This is a genomic window from Arthrobacter sp. S2(2024), from assembly GCF_036662515.1.
Lineage (GTDB): Bacteria > Actinomycetota > Actinomycetes > Actinomycetales > Micrococcaceae > Arthrobacter.
In genome coordinates this window covers 20,802-37,900 of the sequence record NZ_JAYKZI010000022.1, presented here as the reverse complement: position 1 = coordinate 37,900, position 17,099 = coordinate 20,802, and the positions used below count along the sequence as shown (strand labels likewise).

20 protein-coding genes are annotated in these 17,099 nt (G+C 64.1%); 10 read left to right on the top strand and 10 right to left on the bottom strand.

Annotation, left to right across the window (positions count from 1 at the left end; genetic code table 11):
- Positions 1–906: carboxyl transferase domain-containing protein (locus VLA65_RS21220; protein ID WP_332603664.1), on the bottom strand; the 906-nt coding region annotated here is incomplete at its 3' end.
- A gap of 150 nt (positions 907–1,056) precedes the next feature.
- Here VLA65_RS21220 and VLA65_RS21215 point away from each other — a divergent pair.
- Positions 1,057–1,686, top strand: coding sequence for an SACE_7040 family transcriptional regulator (locus VLA65_RS21215; protein ID WP_059387833.1), 630 nt, complete (start codon positions 1,057–1,059; stop codon positions 1,684–1,686).
- 150 nt (positions 1,687–1,836) lie between these two features.
- On the opposite strand, the gene VLA65_RS21210 is transcribed toward VLA65_RS21215, so the two are convergent.
- From VLA65_RS21210 to pdhA, 3 genes are read right to left on the bottom strand one after another with little or no spacing between them, the layout of a single operon-like run.
- The gene (locus VLA65_RS21210; protein WP_332603663.1) at positions 1,837–3,246 is read right to left on the bottom strand and encodes a dihydrolipoamide acetyltransferase family protein; all 1,410 of its coding nucleotides are present in this window, start codon (positions 3,244–3,246) and stop codon (positions 1,837–1,839) included.
- Positions 3,243–4,253 carry an alpha-ketoacid dehydrogenase subunit beta gene (locus VLA65_RS21205; protein WP_059387835.1) on the bottom strand — a complete coding sequence of 337 codons (1,011 nt, stop codon included), beginning with the start codon at positions 4,251–4,253 and terminating at the stop codon, positions 3,243–3,245. Before VLA65_RS21205 ends, VLA65_RS21210 begins: the two co-directional genes overlap by 4 nt.
- Complete coding sequence (pdhA, locus tag VLA65_RS21200; protein ID WP_442880361.1) at positions 4,253–5,419, bottom strand: pyruvate dehydrogenase (acetyl-transferring) E1 component subunit alpha; 1,167 nt, start codon at positions 5,417–5,419, stop codon at positions 4,253–4,255. The genes VLA65_RS21205 and pdhA overlap by 1 nt, the downstream gene beginning before the upstream one ends.
- 195 nt (positions 5,420–5,614) lie before the next feature.
- Here pdhA and VLA65_RS21195 point away from each other — a divergent pair, with 195 nt between their 5' ends.
- From VLA65_RS21195 to VLA65_RS21180, 4 genes are all read left to right on the top strand, one after another.
- Positions 5,615–6,100, top strand: a complete 486-nt coding sequence (locus VLA65_RS21195; protein ID WP_059387836.1) for an Lrp/AsnC family transcriptional regulator — start codon at positions 5,615–5,617, stop codon at positions 6,098–6,100.
- Between the two features lie 146 nt (positions 6,101–6,246).
- A complete protein-coding gene (locus VLA65_RS21190; protein WP_306962780.1) occupies positions 6,247–6,876 on the top strand; it encodes a hypothetical protein in 630 nt (209 codons plus the stop codon).
- A gap of 127 nt (positions 6,877–7,003) precedes the next feature.
- Entirely contained in the window at positions 7,004–7,417 is a 414-nt protein-coding gene (locus tag VLA65_RS21185; RefSeq protein ID WP_059387837.1) for a DUF4383 domain-containing protein, read from the top strand.
- A 29-nt stretch (positions 7,418–7,446) separates the two neighbouring features.
- Positions 7,447–8,010 (top strand): hypothetical protein, encoded by a 564-nt coding sequence (locus VLA65_RS21180; protein WP_306962777.1) that lies wholly within the window; start codon positions 7,447–7,449, stop codon positions 8,008–8,010.
- A gap of 145 nt (positions 8,011–8,155) precedes the next feature.
- Here VLA65_RS21180 and VLA65_RS21175 read toward each other — a convergent pair whose 3' ends face one another.
- Entirely contained in the window at positions 8,156–9,772 is a 1,617-nt protein-coding gene (locus VLA65_RS21175; protein ID WP_307053526.1) for a solute symporter family protein, read from the bottom strand.
- Entirely contained in the window at positions 9,769–10,146 is a 378-nt protein-coding gene (locus VLA65_RS21170) for a DUF485 domain-containing protein (protein WP_059387841.1), read from the bottom strand. Before VLA65_RS21170 ends, VLA65_RS21175 begins: the two co-directional genes overlap by 4 nt.
- On the opposite strand from VLA65_RS21170, the gene VLA65_RS21165 reads away from it, so the two are divergent.
- From VLA65_RS21165 to VLA65_RS21145, 5 genes are read left to right on the top strand one after another with little or no spacing between them, the layout of a single operon-like run.
- Positions 10,051–10,254, top strand: coding sequence for a hypothetical protein (locus VLA65_RS21165; protein ID WP_172465497.1), 204 nt, complete (start codon positions 10,051–10,053; stop codon positions 10,252–10,254). The two genes, VLA65_RS21170 and VLA65_RS21165, sit on opposite strands and share 96 nt — an antisense overlap.
- A gap of 56 nt (positions 10,255–10,310) precedes the next feature.
- Entirely contained in the window at positions 10,311–11,477 is a 1,167-nt protein-coding gene (locus tag VLA65_RS21160; RefSeq protein ID WP_332603662.1) for a histidine kinase, read from the top strand.
- 15 nt (positions 11,478–11,492) lie between these two features.
- On the top strand, positions 11,493–12,212 hold the full coding sequence (locus VLA65_RS21155) for a LytR/AlgR family response regulator transcription factor (RefSeq protein ID WP_284989378.1): 720 nt from the start codon (positions 11,493–11,495) through the stop codon (positions 12,210–12,212).
- Positions 12,209–12,571, top strand: coding sequence for a hypothetical protein (locus VLA65_RS21150; protein WP_059387842.1), 363 nt, complete (start codon positions 12,209–12,211; stop codon positions 12,569–12,571). The genes VLA65_RS21155 and VLA65_RS21150 overlap by 4 nt, the downstream gene beginning before the upstream one ends.
- Positions 12,568–14,040, top strand: coding sequence for a sodium/solute symporter (locus VLA65_RS21145; RefSeq protein ID WP_306962772.1), 1,473 nt, complete (start codon positions 12,568–12,570; stop codon positions 14,038–14,040). Before VLA65_RS21150 ends, VLA65_RS21145 begins: the two co-directional genes overlap by 4 nt.
- Here VLA65_RS21145 and VLA65_RS21140 read toward each other — a convergent pair.
- From VLA65_RS21140 to pyrH, 4 genes are all read right to left on the bottom strand, one after another.
- A complete protein-coding gene (locus VLA65_RS21140) occupies positions 14,037–14,621 on the bottom strand; it encodes a DivIVA domain-containing protein (protein ID WP_059387844.1) in 585 nt (194 codons plus the stop codon). The genes VLA65_RS21145 and VLA65_RS21140 overlap by 4 nt on opposite strands.
- 21 nt (positions 14,622–14,642) lie before the next feature.
- On the bottom strand, positions 14,643–15,566 hold the full coding sequence (locus tag VLA65_RS21135) for a phosphatidate cytidylyltransferase (RefSeq protein WP_307053528.1): 924 nt from the start codon (positions 15,564–15,566) through the stop codon (positions 14,643–14,645).
- Positions 15,566–16,123, bottom strand: a complete 558-nt coding sequence (gene frr / locus VLA65_RS21130) for a ribosome recycling factor (RefSeq protein ID WP_078105729.1) — start codon at positions 16,121–16,123, stop codon at positions 15,566–15,568. Before frr ends, VLA65_RS21135 begins: the two co-directional genes overlap by 1 nt.
- A 102-nt stretch (positions 16,124–16,225) precedes the next feature.
- Positions 16,226–16,963: a UMP kinase gene (gene pyrH / locus VLA65_RS21125; protein ID WP_059387847.1), complete on the bottom strand. Its 738-nt coding sequence runs from the start codon at positions 16,961–16,963 to the stop codon at positions 16,226–16,228.
- Positions 16,964–17,099 lie beyond the last annotated feature (136 nt).

Sequence of the window (17,099 nt, the reverse complement as noted above, 5' to 3'; positions counted from 1 at the left end):
GTCGCGGACGATCTGCAGTGCGTGCTCGTCGTTTTCGGCGAGGTGGTCCGTCACACCGGAAATCCGCGAGTGCACGTCGCCGCCGCCGAGCTCCTCCGCGGTCACGATTTCACCGATGGCGGCCTTCACCAGCGGCGGACCACCCAGGAAAATGGTGCCCTGGTTGCGGACAATGACGGTTTCGTCGCTCATGGCGGGAACGTAAGCGCCACCGGCCGTGCAGGACCCCATGACCGAGGCGATNGCCTTCACCAGCGGCGGACCACCCAGGAAAATGGTGCCCTGGTTGCGGACAATGACGGTTTCGTCGCTCATGGCGGGAACGTAAGCGCCACCGGCCGTGCAGGACCCCATGACCGAGGCGATCTGCGGGATCTTCGCCGCTGACATCCTCGCCTGGTTGAAGAAGATCCGGCCAAAGTGCTCCTTGTCCGGGAACACCTCGTCCTGCTTGGGCAGGAACGCTCCCCCGGAGTCCACGAGGTAGACGCACGGCAGCCTGTTCTCCAGCGCGATCTCCTGCGCCCGGAGATGCTTCTTCACCGTCATCGGGTAATACGTTCCGCCCTTGACCGTGGCGTCGTTGGACACCACCATCACCTGCCGGCCATGGACCAAGCCGATCCCCGCGATCACTCCGGCACCCGGGGAGTCGTCGTTGTACATCCCGTTTGCCGCCAGCGGGGCGATCTCCAGGAACGGGCTTCCCTCGTCCAGCAAGTAGTTGATGCGCTCGCGCGGCAACAGCTTGCCCCGGGAGATGTGCCGCTCGCGCGACTTCTCCGGACCACCCAGGGTAGCCACGGCAAGGCGCTTCTTCAGCTCGTAAAGCAGTGACAGCTGCGCTTCCGCGTTGGCCGCGAACTGATCGCTGCTGGTATCCAGCTGGCTGGCGAGTGTCTCCATCGACTGTGTCCCATCCCGGCCAATGGCCATCTCAGTTAGTACCGCATAACTGGAATTTAGGTTAGTCTCTATTAACTGTGTTGTCCATCACCCCGACACGGGGCCCGCCCGGTACCGGCGCTGAAGTGGACGCGTGCAAAAGGAGGAATTGTGGTCACCTTCCAGCGGAGCTCCCAGCAGGACGGCCCAGCACCGACCCAGCGGAGCCAAGCCAAGGAAACACGGCGCAAGGCCCTCCTGACCGCCGCAGCCGGGCTGTTCGCCGCCGATGGTTTCAACCGCGTGTCCCTTGAGGACCTGGGGGCCGCGGCAGGAGTCAGCGGACCTGCGGTGTACCGGCACTTCCCCGGAAAACAAGCCGTGCTCGCCGAGCTGCTGTTGAGTGTGAGCCGGAATCTGCTCGACGGCGGCCGCACCGTGGTGTCCGAAGCCGCCGACGCTGAAGCTGCATTGCGCGGACTGGTGGAGTTCCACGTGGACTTCGCCCTCAGCAATCCCGATGTCATCCGGGTCCAGGACCGCGACTTCAGCAACCTCAGCGACGCCGACCAGGCCGAGGTGCGCACCCTGCAGCGCAACTATGTGGAACTGTGGGTGGGGGTGCTCGGCGAATTGCATCCGGACACGGATCCCGCCGAGCTACGGGTCCGCGCGCACGCAGCCTTCGGCCTCATCAACTCGACGCCGCACTCGGTCCGGCACCACGGACGACGCATGGCGGTCAAAAGCGCGCGGCCCATCCTCGAACGCATGGCCCTCGCCGCCCTGACGGTGCGCTAGCCTTCTGCTAGCAAGGCCCAACTAACTCCCCACCGCCACCCTTGCCTCGCAAGCTCGGCCAGGGAACCCTGGCGGCGTGGGCCCAGCAGTTGTTGTCGTTTTGAGCCTCCAAAACGACAACAACTGCGAGTCAGTTGGCCTGGAGAGCCGCTAGATCATGGTCATGACGGTTGCTGGGTCGGACAGGATCGCGCCCAGGTCGGCCAGGAACTTCGAGCCCTGTTCGCCGTCCACCAGTCGATGGTCGAAGGACAGGCTCAACGACATCACCTGGCGCACCGCGAGTTCGTCGTTGTGCACCCAAGGAGCTTTGCGCACTGATCCCAGCGCCACGATGGCAGCCTCGCCCGGGTTCAGGATGGGGGTTCCGGCGTCGATCCCGAACACGCCGATGTTCGTGATCGAAATGGTCCCGCCCGTCAGATCTGCCGGGGAAGTCTTGCCTGAACGTGCCGTGTCCGTCAGCTCGGACAGCGCCGTGGACAGTTCCAGCAGCGTCATCTTGTCCGCTTCTTTGATGTTGGGAACAGTCAGACCCCGCGGAGTGGCGGCGGCGATACCCAGGTTCACGTAGTTGAACTGCACGATCTCCTGTGCGCCTTCGTCCCAGCGGGAGTTCAGCGTCGGGTTCCTGCGCAAGGCGATCAACACCGCCTTGGCCGCGATGGTCAACGGCGTGAGTTTGTACCCGGCAAATTCGCGACTCGCCTTGAGCCGCGTCAGCAGTTCCATGGTGGGCGTGACGTCAACGGTCAGGAACTCGGTCACATGCGGCGCCGTGAACGCACTTTGCACCATGGCAGCGGCCGTGAACTTCCGGACTCCCTTGATAGGTGTGCGGGTCTCGCGTTCAGTGGAAACCCCGACGGCGGACGCGGCGGCCTCGGGAGCGATGAGCTGCGGCTGGGACCCGGCCGCAAAGTTCTGGACATCCGAACGGGTGATCAGGCCTCCCGGTCCGGTTCCCTTGACCAGCTCAAGGTCGATTCCGAGATCCCTCGCCAGTTTGCGGACCGGAGGCGTGGACCGCGGACGCTCTTGCTCCGCTGCCTGCCCGCTTGGCACGGAGAGCGGTCCGGGCTGTTCAACCACGGGAACGGGCTCGACGGCGGGAACCGCTTCCCGGGCGGCCTCGCGTTCGCCGGTGCTTCCGTCAAAGGACCGCTGGCGGCGGGCTGGCCGTCCGGACTTTTCGACGACGGCGCCGTAGCCTACGAGGTTCGGCTCGCGCTTCGCCGCGGTCTCCGCGGGGCCTTCCACCGATGCGCCCGCAGCGGAACCGGCAACAGCGGAAGGCGAGGCTCCGGCGTCGTCGACTTCAAAGGAGACGATCGGCTTGCCGACCTCCACAACCGAACCGGCTTGTTCGTGCAGGGCGGCCACGGTTCCGGCGAAGGGCGAAGGCAACTCGACCACGGCCTTGGCCGTCTCCACCTCGGCAATGACCTGGTTCAGGGTCACGGTGTCCCCCACCGCAACCTTCCAGCTGAGAATTTCCGACTCCGTGAGTCCCTCGCCGAGGTCGGGCAGCCTGAATTCCTTGATCATGGTGGCGCTCATCCTTCCAGCCCGCTCAGGGAGTTGCCGCGGCCGAGTGCGCGGTCCACGCCGTCAAGGATCCTGTCCAGATCCGGCAAGTGGTGCATCTCGAGCTTTGAATACGGGTACGGAATGTCGAATCCCGTGATCCGGACCGGCGCCGATTCAAGGTAGTTGAAGCAACGCTCGGTGATGCTGGCGGCGATTTCGGCGCCGAGCCCGCCGGACTGCGCAGCCTCGTGGGTGATGACGAGCCTGCCGGTCTTGCGGACGGACGCCTCCACTGCCGGGAAATCGATCGGAGCCAGCGAGCGCAGGTCGATAACCTCCACCGAGACCCCTTCGTCGGCGGCGGCCATGGCGGCGTCGTTCGCGGTCTTCACGAGCGGTCCGTACGTCACCAAGGTGACGTCGCTGCCTGCGGTGACCACCCTTGCCTTCTCCATGGACAGTGCCGTGGACAGATCTGCGGTCTCGTCCACTTCGCCCTTGTCGTGGTAGCGGCGCTTGGGCTCGAAGTACAGGACCGGATCGTCCGAGGCGATGGCCTGCTGGATCATGGTGTAGGCATCCTGCGGGTTGGAGACGCTGATGACGCGGAGGCCCGAGGTGTGGGTGAAGTACGCCTCCGGGGACTCGGAGTGGTGCTCGGGTGACCCGATCCCTCCACCGAAGGGAACGCGGATGGTGATGGGCATCTTGACGCGGCCCTGGGTACGGTAATGCATCTTGGCTACTTGGCTGACGATCTGGTCGAATGCCGGGTAGATGAAGCCGTCGAATTGGATTTCGCAGACCGGGCGATAGCCGCGGTAGGCCAGTCCGACGGCGGTGCCGATGATCGCGGATTCGGCCAAGGGGGTGTCAACCACCCGGTGTTTGCCGAAGTCTTTCTGGAGGCCGTCGGTGACCCGGAAAACGCCACCGAGCGCACCGATGTCCTCACCCATGAGGACAACTTTGGGATCGTTTTCGAGGGACTTGCGCAGGCCGGCGTTGATGGCGCGGGCGAAAGTCAACTTGCTCATCAGAGTGCACCTTCCTGGGTTGATCCGCTGAAGCTTTCCAGATAGCGGGAGTAGTGGTCCTTCTGGCGTTCGATCCAGGAGTTGGGCGTGCTGTAGACGTGGTTGAAGAGGTCAAGGGGCGCGGGATCCGGCATGTTGATGACGCCTGACCGCAGGCTCCTTGCCACCTCGTCTGCTTTGGCCTGGGTCCTGGCTTCGACCTCTTCCGTCAGGAGGCCCTTGGTGCGGAGCAGCGCCTTGAGGCGGGCAATCGGGTCCTTGGCTGCCCAGTCCTCAAGCTCGTTGGCGTCGCGGTAACGGGTGGGATCATCCGCCGTCGTGTGCGGGCCCATGCGATAGGTCACCGCTTCGATGAACGTCGGTCCGCCGCCCTTGCGGGCCCGGTCCAGCGCGATACGGGTGACGGCCAAAACAGCCAGGACATCGTTCCCGTCGACGCGCATGCTGGGGATTCCGAAGCCCGAAGCACGGTCGGCGATCTGGATGTGGGACTGAATCCGGACGGGTTCGGAGATGGCCCAGTGGTTGTTCTGGCAGATGAAGACCACGGGTACCTGGAAGCTTGCCGCGAAGACCATTGCCTCGTTGACGTCGCCCTCGCTCGTGGCACCGTCTCCGAAGAGCGCCACCGCTACCGAGTCGGCGCCGTCGTGCTGGATACCCATGGCGTAGCCGGTTGCGTGCAGCGATTGCGAGCCGATGATGATCTGTTGGGTGGCAATGTTGTGCCGGTACGGGTCCCAGCCGGAGGAGGCATTGCCGCGCCAGGCACGGACCAAGTCCGTGGGCTCCACACCGCGGCAGTAGGCAACGCCGTTGTCCCGGTAGCTGGGGAAGACAAAGTCGTCGTCCCGGAGGGCCCGGCCGGAACCGATCTGCGATGCTTCCTGGCCCAGCAGGGGCGGCCACAGGGCCAGCTCTCCCTGACGCTGCAAGGCGGTGGCCTCGGCGTCGATGCGGCGGATGACCACCATGTCTTCGTACAGCGAGCACAGTTGCTCGTCCGTGACATCGCTGACCCAGAGATCGAACTCCGGGTGGCTGATGCGTTCCCCTTCCGGGGAAATCAGTTGGACCAGATCCCCGCCGGTCCGACGCGGGCTTGCTGCACTGATTCCGGGATTCGAAGCCTTGTAGGCGTCCTGGCCGGGTTCGTCCGTCAACACAGTTGATCGCACCTTTCAGCTCGTGCTCGCAGGCCTTTGGAGGGACTTGTGATCCACCCGCGGGCCAGCATCCGGGCGTCGTCGCCTGGATTAATTGTGACCCTACTCACAATGCTCATTGGGTACAACCACCGTTGGAAATTCTGCGCATTTTGCCCTATCTGGGGCAGGCGCACCGTGCTAACGTTGCGCATTATGCAAGCTTTAGATGGCACCGACACACGCCTGCTTTCGGCCATGGCGAAGGATCCACGCGGCACGGTTGTCGCCTTGGCGCAGAAGCTGGGACTATCGCGGAATACGGTCCAGGCACGCATGGCCCTCCTGGAAAAGAAGCATGCGTTCCTCTCCTTCGAACGGCGCATCAACCCCGCCGCCCTTGGCTATCCCCTCATGGCGTTCATCTCGGTGCATGTGCAGCAGCAAAAGCTTGGACAGCTTGCCTTGGACCTCGCCGAAATCCCGGAAATCCTCGAGGGGTACGGCCTGACCGGTTCTGCAGACCTGCTGCTGCGGGTGGTGGCGCTCGACGCCGAGGATCTGTTCCGGATCAACGGCAAGATCCTTGCGTGCGACGGGGTGGAACGAACGGACACGGCCATGTCCATGGGGGAATTGATTCCCTTCCGGGTGCAGCCGCTTTTGAACCGGAATACCAAGAAGGCGCTCCGCACCGGCTGAGCGCGTTAAAGGGAGCCAGCCAAGCTCGATGATGCCCTTGCTCCGCGCCGGAATGTGCGATTTGATGCAGGTGGACGCTTTGGGGCCGGGTGGCGGCTTCCGTCCGGTTGGCGACGCAGGCCTGGCCGCCGGGAAGGGGAACCACCGTGAGCACCCCGCAGGTACCGCCGCAGCCGAACCAGGAACCGCAAGCCTTCCCGCCGGCGTGGGGCGGTGGAGCGCCGCAGTACGGCAGCACCCCGCCTTACGGTCCACCCGGCCAATACCCTGGCCCCTATGCGCAGCCAAACCTCTACGGCCCGCCGGGCCAATACCCCGGCCCGTACGGAATGCCCGTCCCGCCGCCAGCGAAGAAGCGAAAGCTCCTCTGGATCCTCCTTGGAGCGGGCGGCGCGGTCCTGGTGCTGATCATTGTGGGGATCGTCGTGCTGGTCAATCTGTTGGGAAATGCAACGAACAGGGCCATGGCCGTCTCTGATGATTTCACCCGCCTGATCGTGAACGGCCAAAGCTCGCAAGCCTACGACCAGTACATGGACCCTGTCCTCACCCAAAGCTTGACGAAAGAGGAGTTCGTTTCCGGCGTCGCGGGCCTCGGTCTGGACAACAGCTGCAAGCCCCACTATGACTCGGTGAACGTCAGTTCGGTCAACGGAAACAATACGGCCAACCTTGCTGGAACCCTGCAGTGCCAGGGCAAAATCCTCAATTTCAGGTACAGCTTTGAAGGCAATGATTTGAAGATGGACGCCATCCGTCTCCAGCCACAAGGTTGACGTCGAAAAAATTCGTCCGATCCCACCCATCCATAGCGCCGGGTGGTCCGAATCTCTGGTTGAGAGCCCCGTCCGGGGTTTCGAACACAGGCCGGATACAAACCGGCCATACCGGAAGGTTTGGACCATGCGCACTTCGCCCAACCGCCTGATCGCCACCATCTTTGGAGCCGTCTACCTGCTCGTGGGTGTCGTTGGATTCTTCGTCACCTCGGGAATTGGATTCTTCGCTACCGAGGGTGCCAATCTGATCATCTTTGCGGTAAACCCCCTGCACAACATCATCCACCTCGCTATCGGCGCCGCCCTGCTCTACGCGGGCATGAACAGCACCGTGCTGTCCAAGACCATCAACACCACAGTCGGTGCGGTCTACTTGCTTGTCGGCATCCTCGGACTGTTCCTCGTGGGCTCCGCGCTGAACATCATTGCCCTTAACGGCGCAGACAACGTCCTGCACTTGGCCAGCGCTGTGGTCCTCCTCGGCATCGGCCTCTCGCAGGACAAGGTTCCGGCCACCACCGCCAGGGCCCACGTCTAGAAAACCCGCAAATCCGGAAGGAGCCGTCCGTGTCAGCTCAAGCAGCGGGGTCCGTAGGACCCACCGCCGGGGCATCCCTCACCCTGTTTTCGTGTTTCGCGGGAATGGGGGCCGGCCTCGTGGAGCTTTCCATCGCATCCAGCTACATTTCGGGCCGGGGACCCCTTGTGTGGGCGGGCGGCATCTTCGCGGCCTGGGGCCTGGCGCTTCTCGCCAGCTCGATTGGCAGCCTCCAACGGGGGCGGCTCCGGTTCCGTAAACCAACAACCCTGGGCCTCCTCGCGGCCGTGCTGGTCCACGTCGGATTCCTGGTTGCCGGTATGGCCCAAAGAGTGCTCGACGGCGGGCATCTGGCAGCTCTGTTCCTGGTCCTGATGGCTCTGGGATCCTCTGCCTGGCTCGCCCGAAGGTTCCGCGACGACGTCGGCGGCGTAGCGCAGGCTCCCCCGCGGGCCGGCGCGCTTTTGGGCGCAGCCTTTGCCGCCGCCGTCGTGGTCGCAGCAATTACGACGCCGGGACTCGCCGCCTCGGTGGCCGGAGCGCACGCCGTCCCGCACGGAGAGCACTCCCTGCCGGGCGGCCACAACCACTAAGCCCGGATGCTCGCTCACCTTTGGTTGAAAAATGCGGATCCCTCCTACAGATCTTTCTGCAGGAGGGATCCGCCATTTGGCCTTGTTTGTGAGCGAGCGTCACTCCGAAGGGCCTTGTTTGTGAGCGAGCGTCGGACGGGTACTCCTAGTGGTTCACCGCTTTCTCGGCTCCGACGCCGGTCAGGGAGCGGACTTCCATCTCGGCCTGCTTCGCCGTGTCTTCGCGCCGCTTGTCCACCATGGTTCCGAGCCAGCCGAGCAGGAAGGCGAGTGGGATGGACACGATTCCCGGGTTGCTCAGCGGGAAGACAGCGAAGTTGGCACCCGGAATCATGGACGTCTTGGCGCCGGAAACAACCGGCGACAAGGCAATCAGGATGATGGCCGCCGCAAGTCCGCCGTACATGCTCCAGGTGGCGCCCTGGGTGGTGAACTTCTTCCAGAACAGGGAGTAGAGGATGGTCGGCAAATTCGCGGACGCCGCCACTGCGAAAGCGAGGGCAACGAGGAACGCTACGTTCTGCCCATTGGCGAAAATACCGCCAATGATCGCAAGGACCCCGATGACCACCACAGTCCGCCGGGCCACTTTTACCTCGGTTCCGGCGCCGGCTTTGCCCTTGGAAATGACGTTCGCATAGATATCGTGGGCGAACGACGCCGCTGCCGTGATGGTCAAACCCGCCACCACCGCAAGGATCGTGGCGAACGCGACCGCCGAGATGAAGCCGAGCAGCAACGGGCCGCCCAAGTGGAACGCCAGGAGCGGCGCGGCGGAGTTCACCCCGCCCGGGGCCGATTTGATGGTGTCGGCTCCAACGAGGGCTGCCGCGCCGTAGCCGAGGACCAAGGTGAACAGGTAGAACAACCCGATCAGCCAGATGGACCACACCACCGATTTGCGGGCTTCCTTGGCCGTTGGCACGGTGTAGAAGCGCATCAGCACGTGTGGCAGGGCGGCTGTGCCGAGGACGAGCGCCATCCCAAGGGACAGGAAATCGAGCTTGGACGTGTCGGTCTTGCCGTACTGCAGGCCGGGGTTCAGCACGTTGGGGTTCTTGGCGGTATCCGCTGCGGCACCCAACAGGTTGGACAGGTTGAAGCCGTAGATGGACAGCACCCAGAGCGTCATGACTGCCGCACCGCAGATGAGCAGCACGGCCTTGATGATCTGGACCCAGGTGGTGCCCTTCATTCCGCCGATCAGCACGTACATGATCATGAGGGCGCCGACGACGACGATCACCAGGGCTTGTCCGCCCCAGTCGCCGATGCCCAAGAGCAAGGAAATGAGGCTTCCGGCGCCGGCCATCTGCGCCAGCAGGTAGAAAAAGCAGACGACCAAAGTCGTGAGGGCCGCGGCGATCCGCACCGGGCGCTGGCGCAGCCGGAAGGAAAGCACATCGGCCATGGTGAACTTACCCGTGTTGCGCATGAGTTCGGCGACAAGCAGCAACGCGACAAGCCATGCGACGAGGAATCCGATCGAATATAGGAAGCCGTCGTAGCCGTTGACGGCGATCGCCCCGGTGATCCCGAGGAAGGAGGCCGCGGAGAGGTAGTCGCCGGCGATGGCGGTGCCGTTCTGCGAACCGGTGAACGAGCGCCCGGCGGCATAGTAGTCGGCAGCCGTTTTGTTGTTCCGGCTGGCCCGGAAGACGATCACCATGGTGACCAGGACGAACAGGGCGAAGATGCCCATGTTCAACAGCGTGGTGTCCTTCAGCGCGGCAACGTTGACCATCGGGACCATGGCACTCATTTCGCCGCCCCCCTCACGGTGCTGCCCTTGTCGAACTCATGGCCCTCGATCTCATTCCGGATTTCCGTGGCTATCGGGTCCAGCTTCCGGTTGGAGTAGTGAACGTACCAGCCCGTAATTCCGAAAGTTGAGACGAACTGCAGCAGGCCCAAGACCAGGCCGACGTTGATGTTGCCCCACAGCTTGGTGGACATGAAGCCCACCGCGTAGTCAGCCAGCAGGACGTAGGCGAAGTACCAAAGCAGGAATGCGATGGCCATTGGAAAGACAAAACTGCGGTGGCGCTTGCGAAGCTCCTGAAACTGCCCCGTTTGCTGGACTTCCTGGAAATCAACGGACGCCGCTGCGTCCGGTGTCTGGGCCTCGTTACCCATGGCTTCCTCCTGGTTGTGGACGTCTACATCGACCACACACTCCTGGCCGATGTGACTGGAATCACTATCCGCCGGGCAACGGCGCCACTTCCAGATTTCCCGGCATAGGCGTCGCCCAGCGGACACGTTGCTGCGCCGAACGGCGGGTTCGCTAGTCTTGCTCCATGCCGGATTCCCCGCTCGTCACCGCCGCCGCCATTGCGGTCATCGTGCTCGCCGTGGCGATCGTCGTCGGGGTCGGCCTCAAGGTGATCCGTTCCTTCCGCGAGCTGGGAACAGACGCCGAGAGGGCCACCTACCAAACCCTGCACGCGGCGTCGCGCGCTGGACAGCACCTGCGCACCGGGCTCCACGCGGCGGGAGCTGCCAAGGCAAGCAAGCAATTGCGTTCCCTGCTTGGCTGCGACGCCCTGGCGATCACCGACACCGAGTCAGTCCTGGCGTGGGATGGCGCGGCGGAAGAACTCAAAGCCTCCCTGATGGAGCTCGCCTCCGGGGTTCTCTCCGACGGACGGACCGTGGTTGTCCCGGCGTCGCACGAGCTGAACGCCGTCGTGGCGCCGATCAGGGCCGGAAACCGCGTGGTGGGGGCGGTCGCCGCCTTCGCGCCGCAAACCGGTGCGGGGTTGGTCCGGGCGACAAGCGAGCTGGCCGACTGGGTGGCGGTGCAAGTGGAGTTAGCGGAACTCGACGCTTCCCGCACCTTGCTCATGGAGGCCGAAGTCCGGGCCCTGCGCGCACAAATCAGCCCCCACTTCATCTACAACTCGCTCAACGCCATTGCGTCCTTCATCAACACCGATCCCGCCAGGGCACGCGAGTTGGTGGTCGAGTTCGCGGATTTCACTCGGTACTCCTTCCGCCGCCACGGGGATTTCACCACCTTGGCGGAAGAACTCCGGAGCATCGACCGCTACTTGCTGTTGGAGAAGGCACGCTTCGGAGACCGGGTACAAGTGAGCCTCAGGATCGCGCCCGAAGTCCTGAGCACGGTGATTCCCTTCCTGAGCCTGCAACCGCTCGTGGAAAACGCCGTGCGCCATGGGCTTGAAGCGAAGGAAGGACCCGGGCACATCACCATCTGCGCCAACGACTCCGGCGCTTTCGCGGAGGTCACCATCGAGGACGACGGCGTGGGCATTGATCCGGAACACCTGCGCTCGGTCCTGGCGGGACACTCAGACGGCGACCATGTTGGACTGCGAAACGTCGATGCCCGCCTTCGGCAGGTCTACGGGGACGAACACGGCCTCGTCATCGAAACCGCACCGGGCGAGGGCACGTTGATCACCATCCGCGTGCCAAAGTCCCAGCCGAGCCATGATGCCTGAGGCTAATCTATAACCATGATCAACGTACTCGTCGCCGACGACGAGCTCCCGGCGGTTGAAGAGCTCGCCTTCCTGCTGGGCCGGGACGAGCGTATCGGCGCAATCCACCGCGCAATCTCGGGCGCCGAAGCCCTCAGCGCCCTCGAAACGGAATCCGTGGACGCGGTCTTCCTGGACATCCACATGCCCGCGCTTTCCGGTTTGGACATCGCCCGCGCCATCTCGCGCAGCCCCCGCCCTCCCGCCGTCGTCTTCGTGACCGCCGACGAAGACTGCGCGCTGGAGGCATTCGAACTGGCTGCCGTCGACTACCTGCTCAAGCCGGTGCGTGCCGAACGCCTGGCGAGGTCCGTCAGCCGCATCAGCGAGCTCATCAAGGACGGCAGCAAGGTACCGGAGATGATCACGGTTGACCAAGGCGGAACAACCCGGATGATCCGGAGGGACGACGTCAGCTATGTCCAGGCCCAGGGAGACTACGCCCGGCTGCACACCGCGGAGGCAAGCTACCTGATCCGGGTACCCCTGAGCGACCTCGAACAGCAGTGGGCGGAAGCCGGATTCATCCGCATCCACCGCTCATACCTGATGTCGCTGAACCACGTGGGGCACATGAAACTTGCCGCCGCACGCCCCAGCGTCACGGTGGCCGGAGCCGAACTGCCGATCAGCCGCAGGCACCTTCCGGCCGTGCGGGACAAGCTCGAGGCCACCCGGATCCGGCCCCAAGGATGACGCGGGTGAGGGTTACGGCCCCGCAATCAGTTGCCAGGGTAGCCCCCAAGCGTCCGTACAATTCGCGCGAGGCCGCCGAGGACTCCGACGTCGGGCAGGTCTTCGTCCGGTCACTCATCCGTTCGCAGTTGCGCCTTGCCGTAGTTGTGGCTTCCGGATTCCTGCTGGTGCTGGCCGCCTACGGTGCCATGGTGGCGCTGGTCCCCCAGCTCGCGCAGATGCGGATTCTGGGCGTCCCGGTAAATTGGATCATCCTTGGAGTAGCGCTCTATCCGGTGATCGGCCTGAGCGCATGGCTCTACAACCGCTCCGCGGCACGGAACGAAGCCCGCTACCGCGATCTTGTGGAGGAGAAGTGAATCCCGCCGTCGGGCTCGCGGCTTTTCTGGGCGTGGCGCTTGCGACTGCGGGGATCGGCTTCTACGGCCTGCGCATTTCGCGCACCACGAGCGACTTCTACGTGGCATCCCGCACTGTCCGGCCGTGGTGGAATGCCTCGGCGATCGGCGGCGAGTACTTGTCGGCAGCGAGTTTCCTGGGCGTCGCGGGGCTGATCCTGCTGACGGGAACGGATGCTCTGTGGTTCCCCGTGGGCTACACGGCCGGCTACCTGATGCTCTTGCTGTTCGTGGCTGCCCCCTTGCGCCGATCGGGTGCCTACACGATTCCGGATTTCACGGAGGCCAGGCTCCAGTCGAAAGCCGTCCGCCGCGTCACGAGCCTTGTGGTTGTTGCTGTCGGATGGCTCTACATCGTGCCGCAGCTTCAGGGCGCCGGGCTCACCATCCGGATCAGCACGGGATTGCCTTCCTGGGTGGGCTCCATCGCCGTCGTCGCGGTGGTCTGCGTCACGGTAGTGGCCGGTGGCATGCGTTCCATCACCTTCGTACAGGCTTTCCAATATTGGCTCAAGCTCACGGCGTTGGCCGTTCCTGTGGTGTACCTGCTGCTGAACCAGTCGGGCGGCGGCTCACCGGTCCTGGCGGAGGCGTCGAGCAATCCCACGGGCCTTCCCGCGGCCGGGCTCTACCAAACTGTTTCGCTCCTGGTGGCGCTGCTTTTCGGAACGCTGGGACTCCCCCACGTCCTCGTCCGCTTCTACACCAACCCGGACGGCCAATCGGCGCGGCGGACCACCCTCATCGTATTGGGCCTGTTGTCGGTCTTCTATCTGTTCCCGACGGCGTCCGGCCTGCTTGGTCGGGTCTTCGCTCCTGAGCTTGCACGCAGCGGACGGCCCGACGCCTTGGTCCTGCTGCTGCCTGGAAAGCTGCTGGGTGGAGTGCCGGGCGATCTCCTGTCGGCATTGGTGGTTGCCGGCGCGTTTGCCGCATTCCTCTCGACGACGTCGGGATTGGTGGTTTCGCTGGCCGGCGTCATCAGCCAGGACCTTCTTGGCGGGAGCGTGCGCGGATTCCGGGTGGCCGCCCTCCTGGCCGCCCTCGTCCCCTTGGCCTTTGCATTCACGACGGATTCAATGGCCTTGGCCGGCAGCGTAGGGCTGGTGTTCGCCTTCACGGCGTCCACCATTTGTCCTGTCCTGCTGCTCGGCATTTGGTGGCGCGGCCTGAGCGACGCAGGCGCGATTGCCGGCATGCTGACGGGAGCCGTCCTCTGCGGGGGTGCGCTGGTATCGAGTACGGTCATCGGTTCCGCTGCGCCCGGATGGATTGCCCAGCCCGCGGCGTGGACGGTGCCTGCCGCGTTTGCCGTGATGGTGCTCGTCTCACGGGCCACGAAACACCGTGTCCCCGGGACTGTCACCCGGCTGATGACCAGGCTTCACGTCCCGGAACGGCCGGTGGCAACGGAGCGCCAGCTCCGCTAGTCGATCGCCGCCATGAGCTCGACAACCCGGTCGAGGAAGGCATCAACCTGCGCCTCTTCGTAGCCGTCGCGCCCGCGTGCCTCGGAGAAAGCGGCTCGGCGGACGTTGTCGACGCTCAGCGGTTTGTCGTTCTCGAGGTAACCGATCAGGGAGACGCACAAGGCATCGACCTCGGCGATGTTGTAGCTGCGCGCACGCTTCTTGTCCGGCCGGCGGAAACGCTCGCCATCAGGCCGGTGCAAGCGGCCCCGCAACACTCCTGAGAGTTTGCCGATCTTCAGCAACCAGGCTTCCTCGCCTTCGGCCGCTATCAGCTCGTCGCGTTCACGCCGGGCGAAGGCATCTTCGAGGCGGTCCAACGCGGCGTCCACAGCGGTGGCGTCGTAGCCGCCCTTGACAGGATCAAACGAAACCGCGCGGACATCGCTGCTGACGATTTTCTCCGACGCCTCGGCCCGGTTTTCGAACGACAACCGGGCGCGCTGGAAAAACTGGTCAACTTGCTTTGCGTTGTAGCCATACTTGCTGTGCGCCACGCGCTCAAATGCTGCGGGGATCTGGCGACGAATGTCCACTGCCACTGCTTTCCTTCTGGGTGGTTATCAGGCGCCGCTCAACAGCGCGAAAAGAATATATGCTGCCGGGGCCGCGAAGACGATCGAGTCGAGGCGGTCCATGACCCCGCCGTGTCCGGGCAGGATACTGCTCATGTCTTTGACGCCAAGTTCCCGTTTGACCATGGATTCCGCGAGGTCACCGGCAGTAGCGGCGGCCACCATGCCCACGGCAAGCACCACCCCGACCCACCAGGGCCTGCCCAGGACGAAAACGCTGGCGAGGATCCCGATGACCATGGCACCTGCCACTGAGCCCGCGAACCCTTCCCAGGTCTTTTTGGGGCTGATCTTGGGGGCCATCGGGTGCTTCCCGAAGAGTGCCCCTACGAGGTACCCGAAAGTGTCGTTGGACACCACCAGCAGCAGCATCACGGCAATCTGCCAGGCACCCGCGGGAACCTGCCCGCCGGGCCAGGGACCCGCCGTCGTCGCTCCCCCGCCTGCATGGAGGGGCACGATGGCAAAGCTGATCAGGAAAGGCACCCAGGCAAGCGTGAAGATTCCGGAGAAGACGCTGCGTGGAGCTCCCGCGGCGCTTTCGAGGGAACGCCAGAGCAGGACCGCCGTGCTGCTCAGCACCATCGCGAAGAGCAGGCTTTCGGTGCCACCGAAGTAAGCCGCAAGCGGCATCGCCACGGTACCTGTCAACACGGGGATGATCGGCATCCTGGTGCCCTGGCCTTCGAGCGCACGGAAAATTTCCCACACGCCGAGGACCGCGAACGCAGTGGTCAGGAGAACGAACCCCAACGGCAGGAACAGCAGCCCGCCGAGGACGGCGAAGAGCATGGCGAGTCCGACGCCGATGGCGGCCGGAAGATTCCGGCCCGCCTTCGGCGTCGGGTTGCCTCGTTGGCGTCTGGCGCGTGTGGGAATCCCCTGCGCGGGCGCCGGCTCAGCCTCGCTCATCAGACCTCGAGCAGCTCGGCTTCCTTGCGCTTGAGGAGCTCGTCGATACCGTCGACGTGTGCCTTGGTGATAGCGTCGAGTTCCTTTTCACCGCGGGCACCCTCGTCTTCGCCGGCTTCGCCGTCCTTGACGAGCTTGTCCAGGGCGTCCTTCGCCTTGCGCCGGATGCTTCGGATGGAAACCTTTGCGTCCTCACCCTTGCCTTTGACGATCTTGACGTATTCCTTGCGGCGTTCCTGGGTGAGCTCCGGGATAGTGATCCGGATGACGTTGCCGTCGTTGGACGGATTGGCGCCGACCTCGGAGTCGCTCAGGGCCCTTTCGATATCGCGCATTGAGGTCTTGTCAAAGGGCGTGATCAGGATGGTCCTGGCGTCCGGGATAGCGAAGGAAGCCAGCTGCTGCAGCGGTGTGGGGGTGCCGTAGTATTCCACGATCACCTTGTTGTAGAGTCCGGGGTTCGCGCGGCCGGTACGGATCGACGCGAAATCCTCCTTGGCTACCTCGACCGCCTTGTCCATCTTTTCCCCGGCTTCGAGCAAGGTTTCTTCGATCACGGTTTCTCCTCAGAAATAGTCGCGCCCCGGTCCACGGGCCGCAATGCACAATAAATTTCCGCCCCTGCGGGCGGAAGAGTCCTAGAAATATCCTAGCCCTTGCTAGGGGGTGACCAGGGTGCCCAGCTTTTCGCCGAGGATGGCCCGGGTGACGTTCCCTTCGCCTTCCATGCCGAAGACAACCATGGACAAATTGTTGTCCTTGCACATGGTCATGGCGGTCTGGTCCATGACGCGGATGTCGCGGCGCAGGGCCTCGTCGTAGCTGAGCTTTTCGAGCTTCTCTGCCGTGGGATCCTTCTTGGGATCCGCGGTGTACACGCCGTCCACACCGCTCTTTGCCATGAGGACGACGTCGGCATGCACTTCGAGTGCACGCTGGGCGGCCACGGTGTCGGTGGAGAAGTACGGAAGGCCTGCGCCTGCCCCGAAGATGACGACGCGGCCCTTCTCCATGTGGCGGATGGCACGGCGCGGAATGTAGGCCTCGGCCACCTGGCCCATGGTGATGGCGCTCTGGACGCGGGTCTCGACGCCCGCTTGCTCCAGGAAGTCCTGCAGGGCCAGGCAGTTCATAACTGTGCCGAGCATGCCCATGTAGTCGGCGCGGGAGCGATCCATGCCGCTTTGGGACAGTTCGGCGCCGCGGAAGAAGTTACCGCCGCCGACGACGATTGCCACCTCGACCTCGGACACGGCGGCGGCGATTTGCTTGGCGATGGCGCGGACGGTTTCCGGGTCAACACCAAGCTTTCCGCCGCCGATGACCTCGCCGGACAGCTTCAGCAGTACACGACGACGGGTCTTCTCCGGATGGATTGCAGTGTTCTCGGTTTCCATGGTGCCTTCCCGTTTGTGGACTCTGGCTAGATTATCTTGCTGGGGGCCGGGCAGAAAGCTGCCGGCTCTGGATGCACTCGGTGCGGGCCTGCCGTTGCATGCAAAAGGGGCGGCCACCGAAGTGACCACCCCTTTT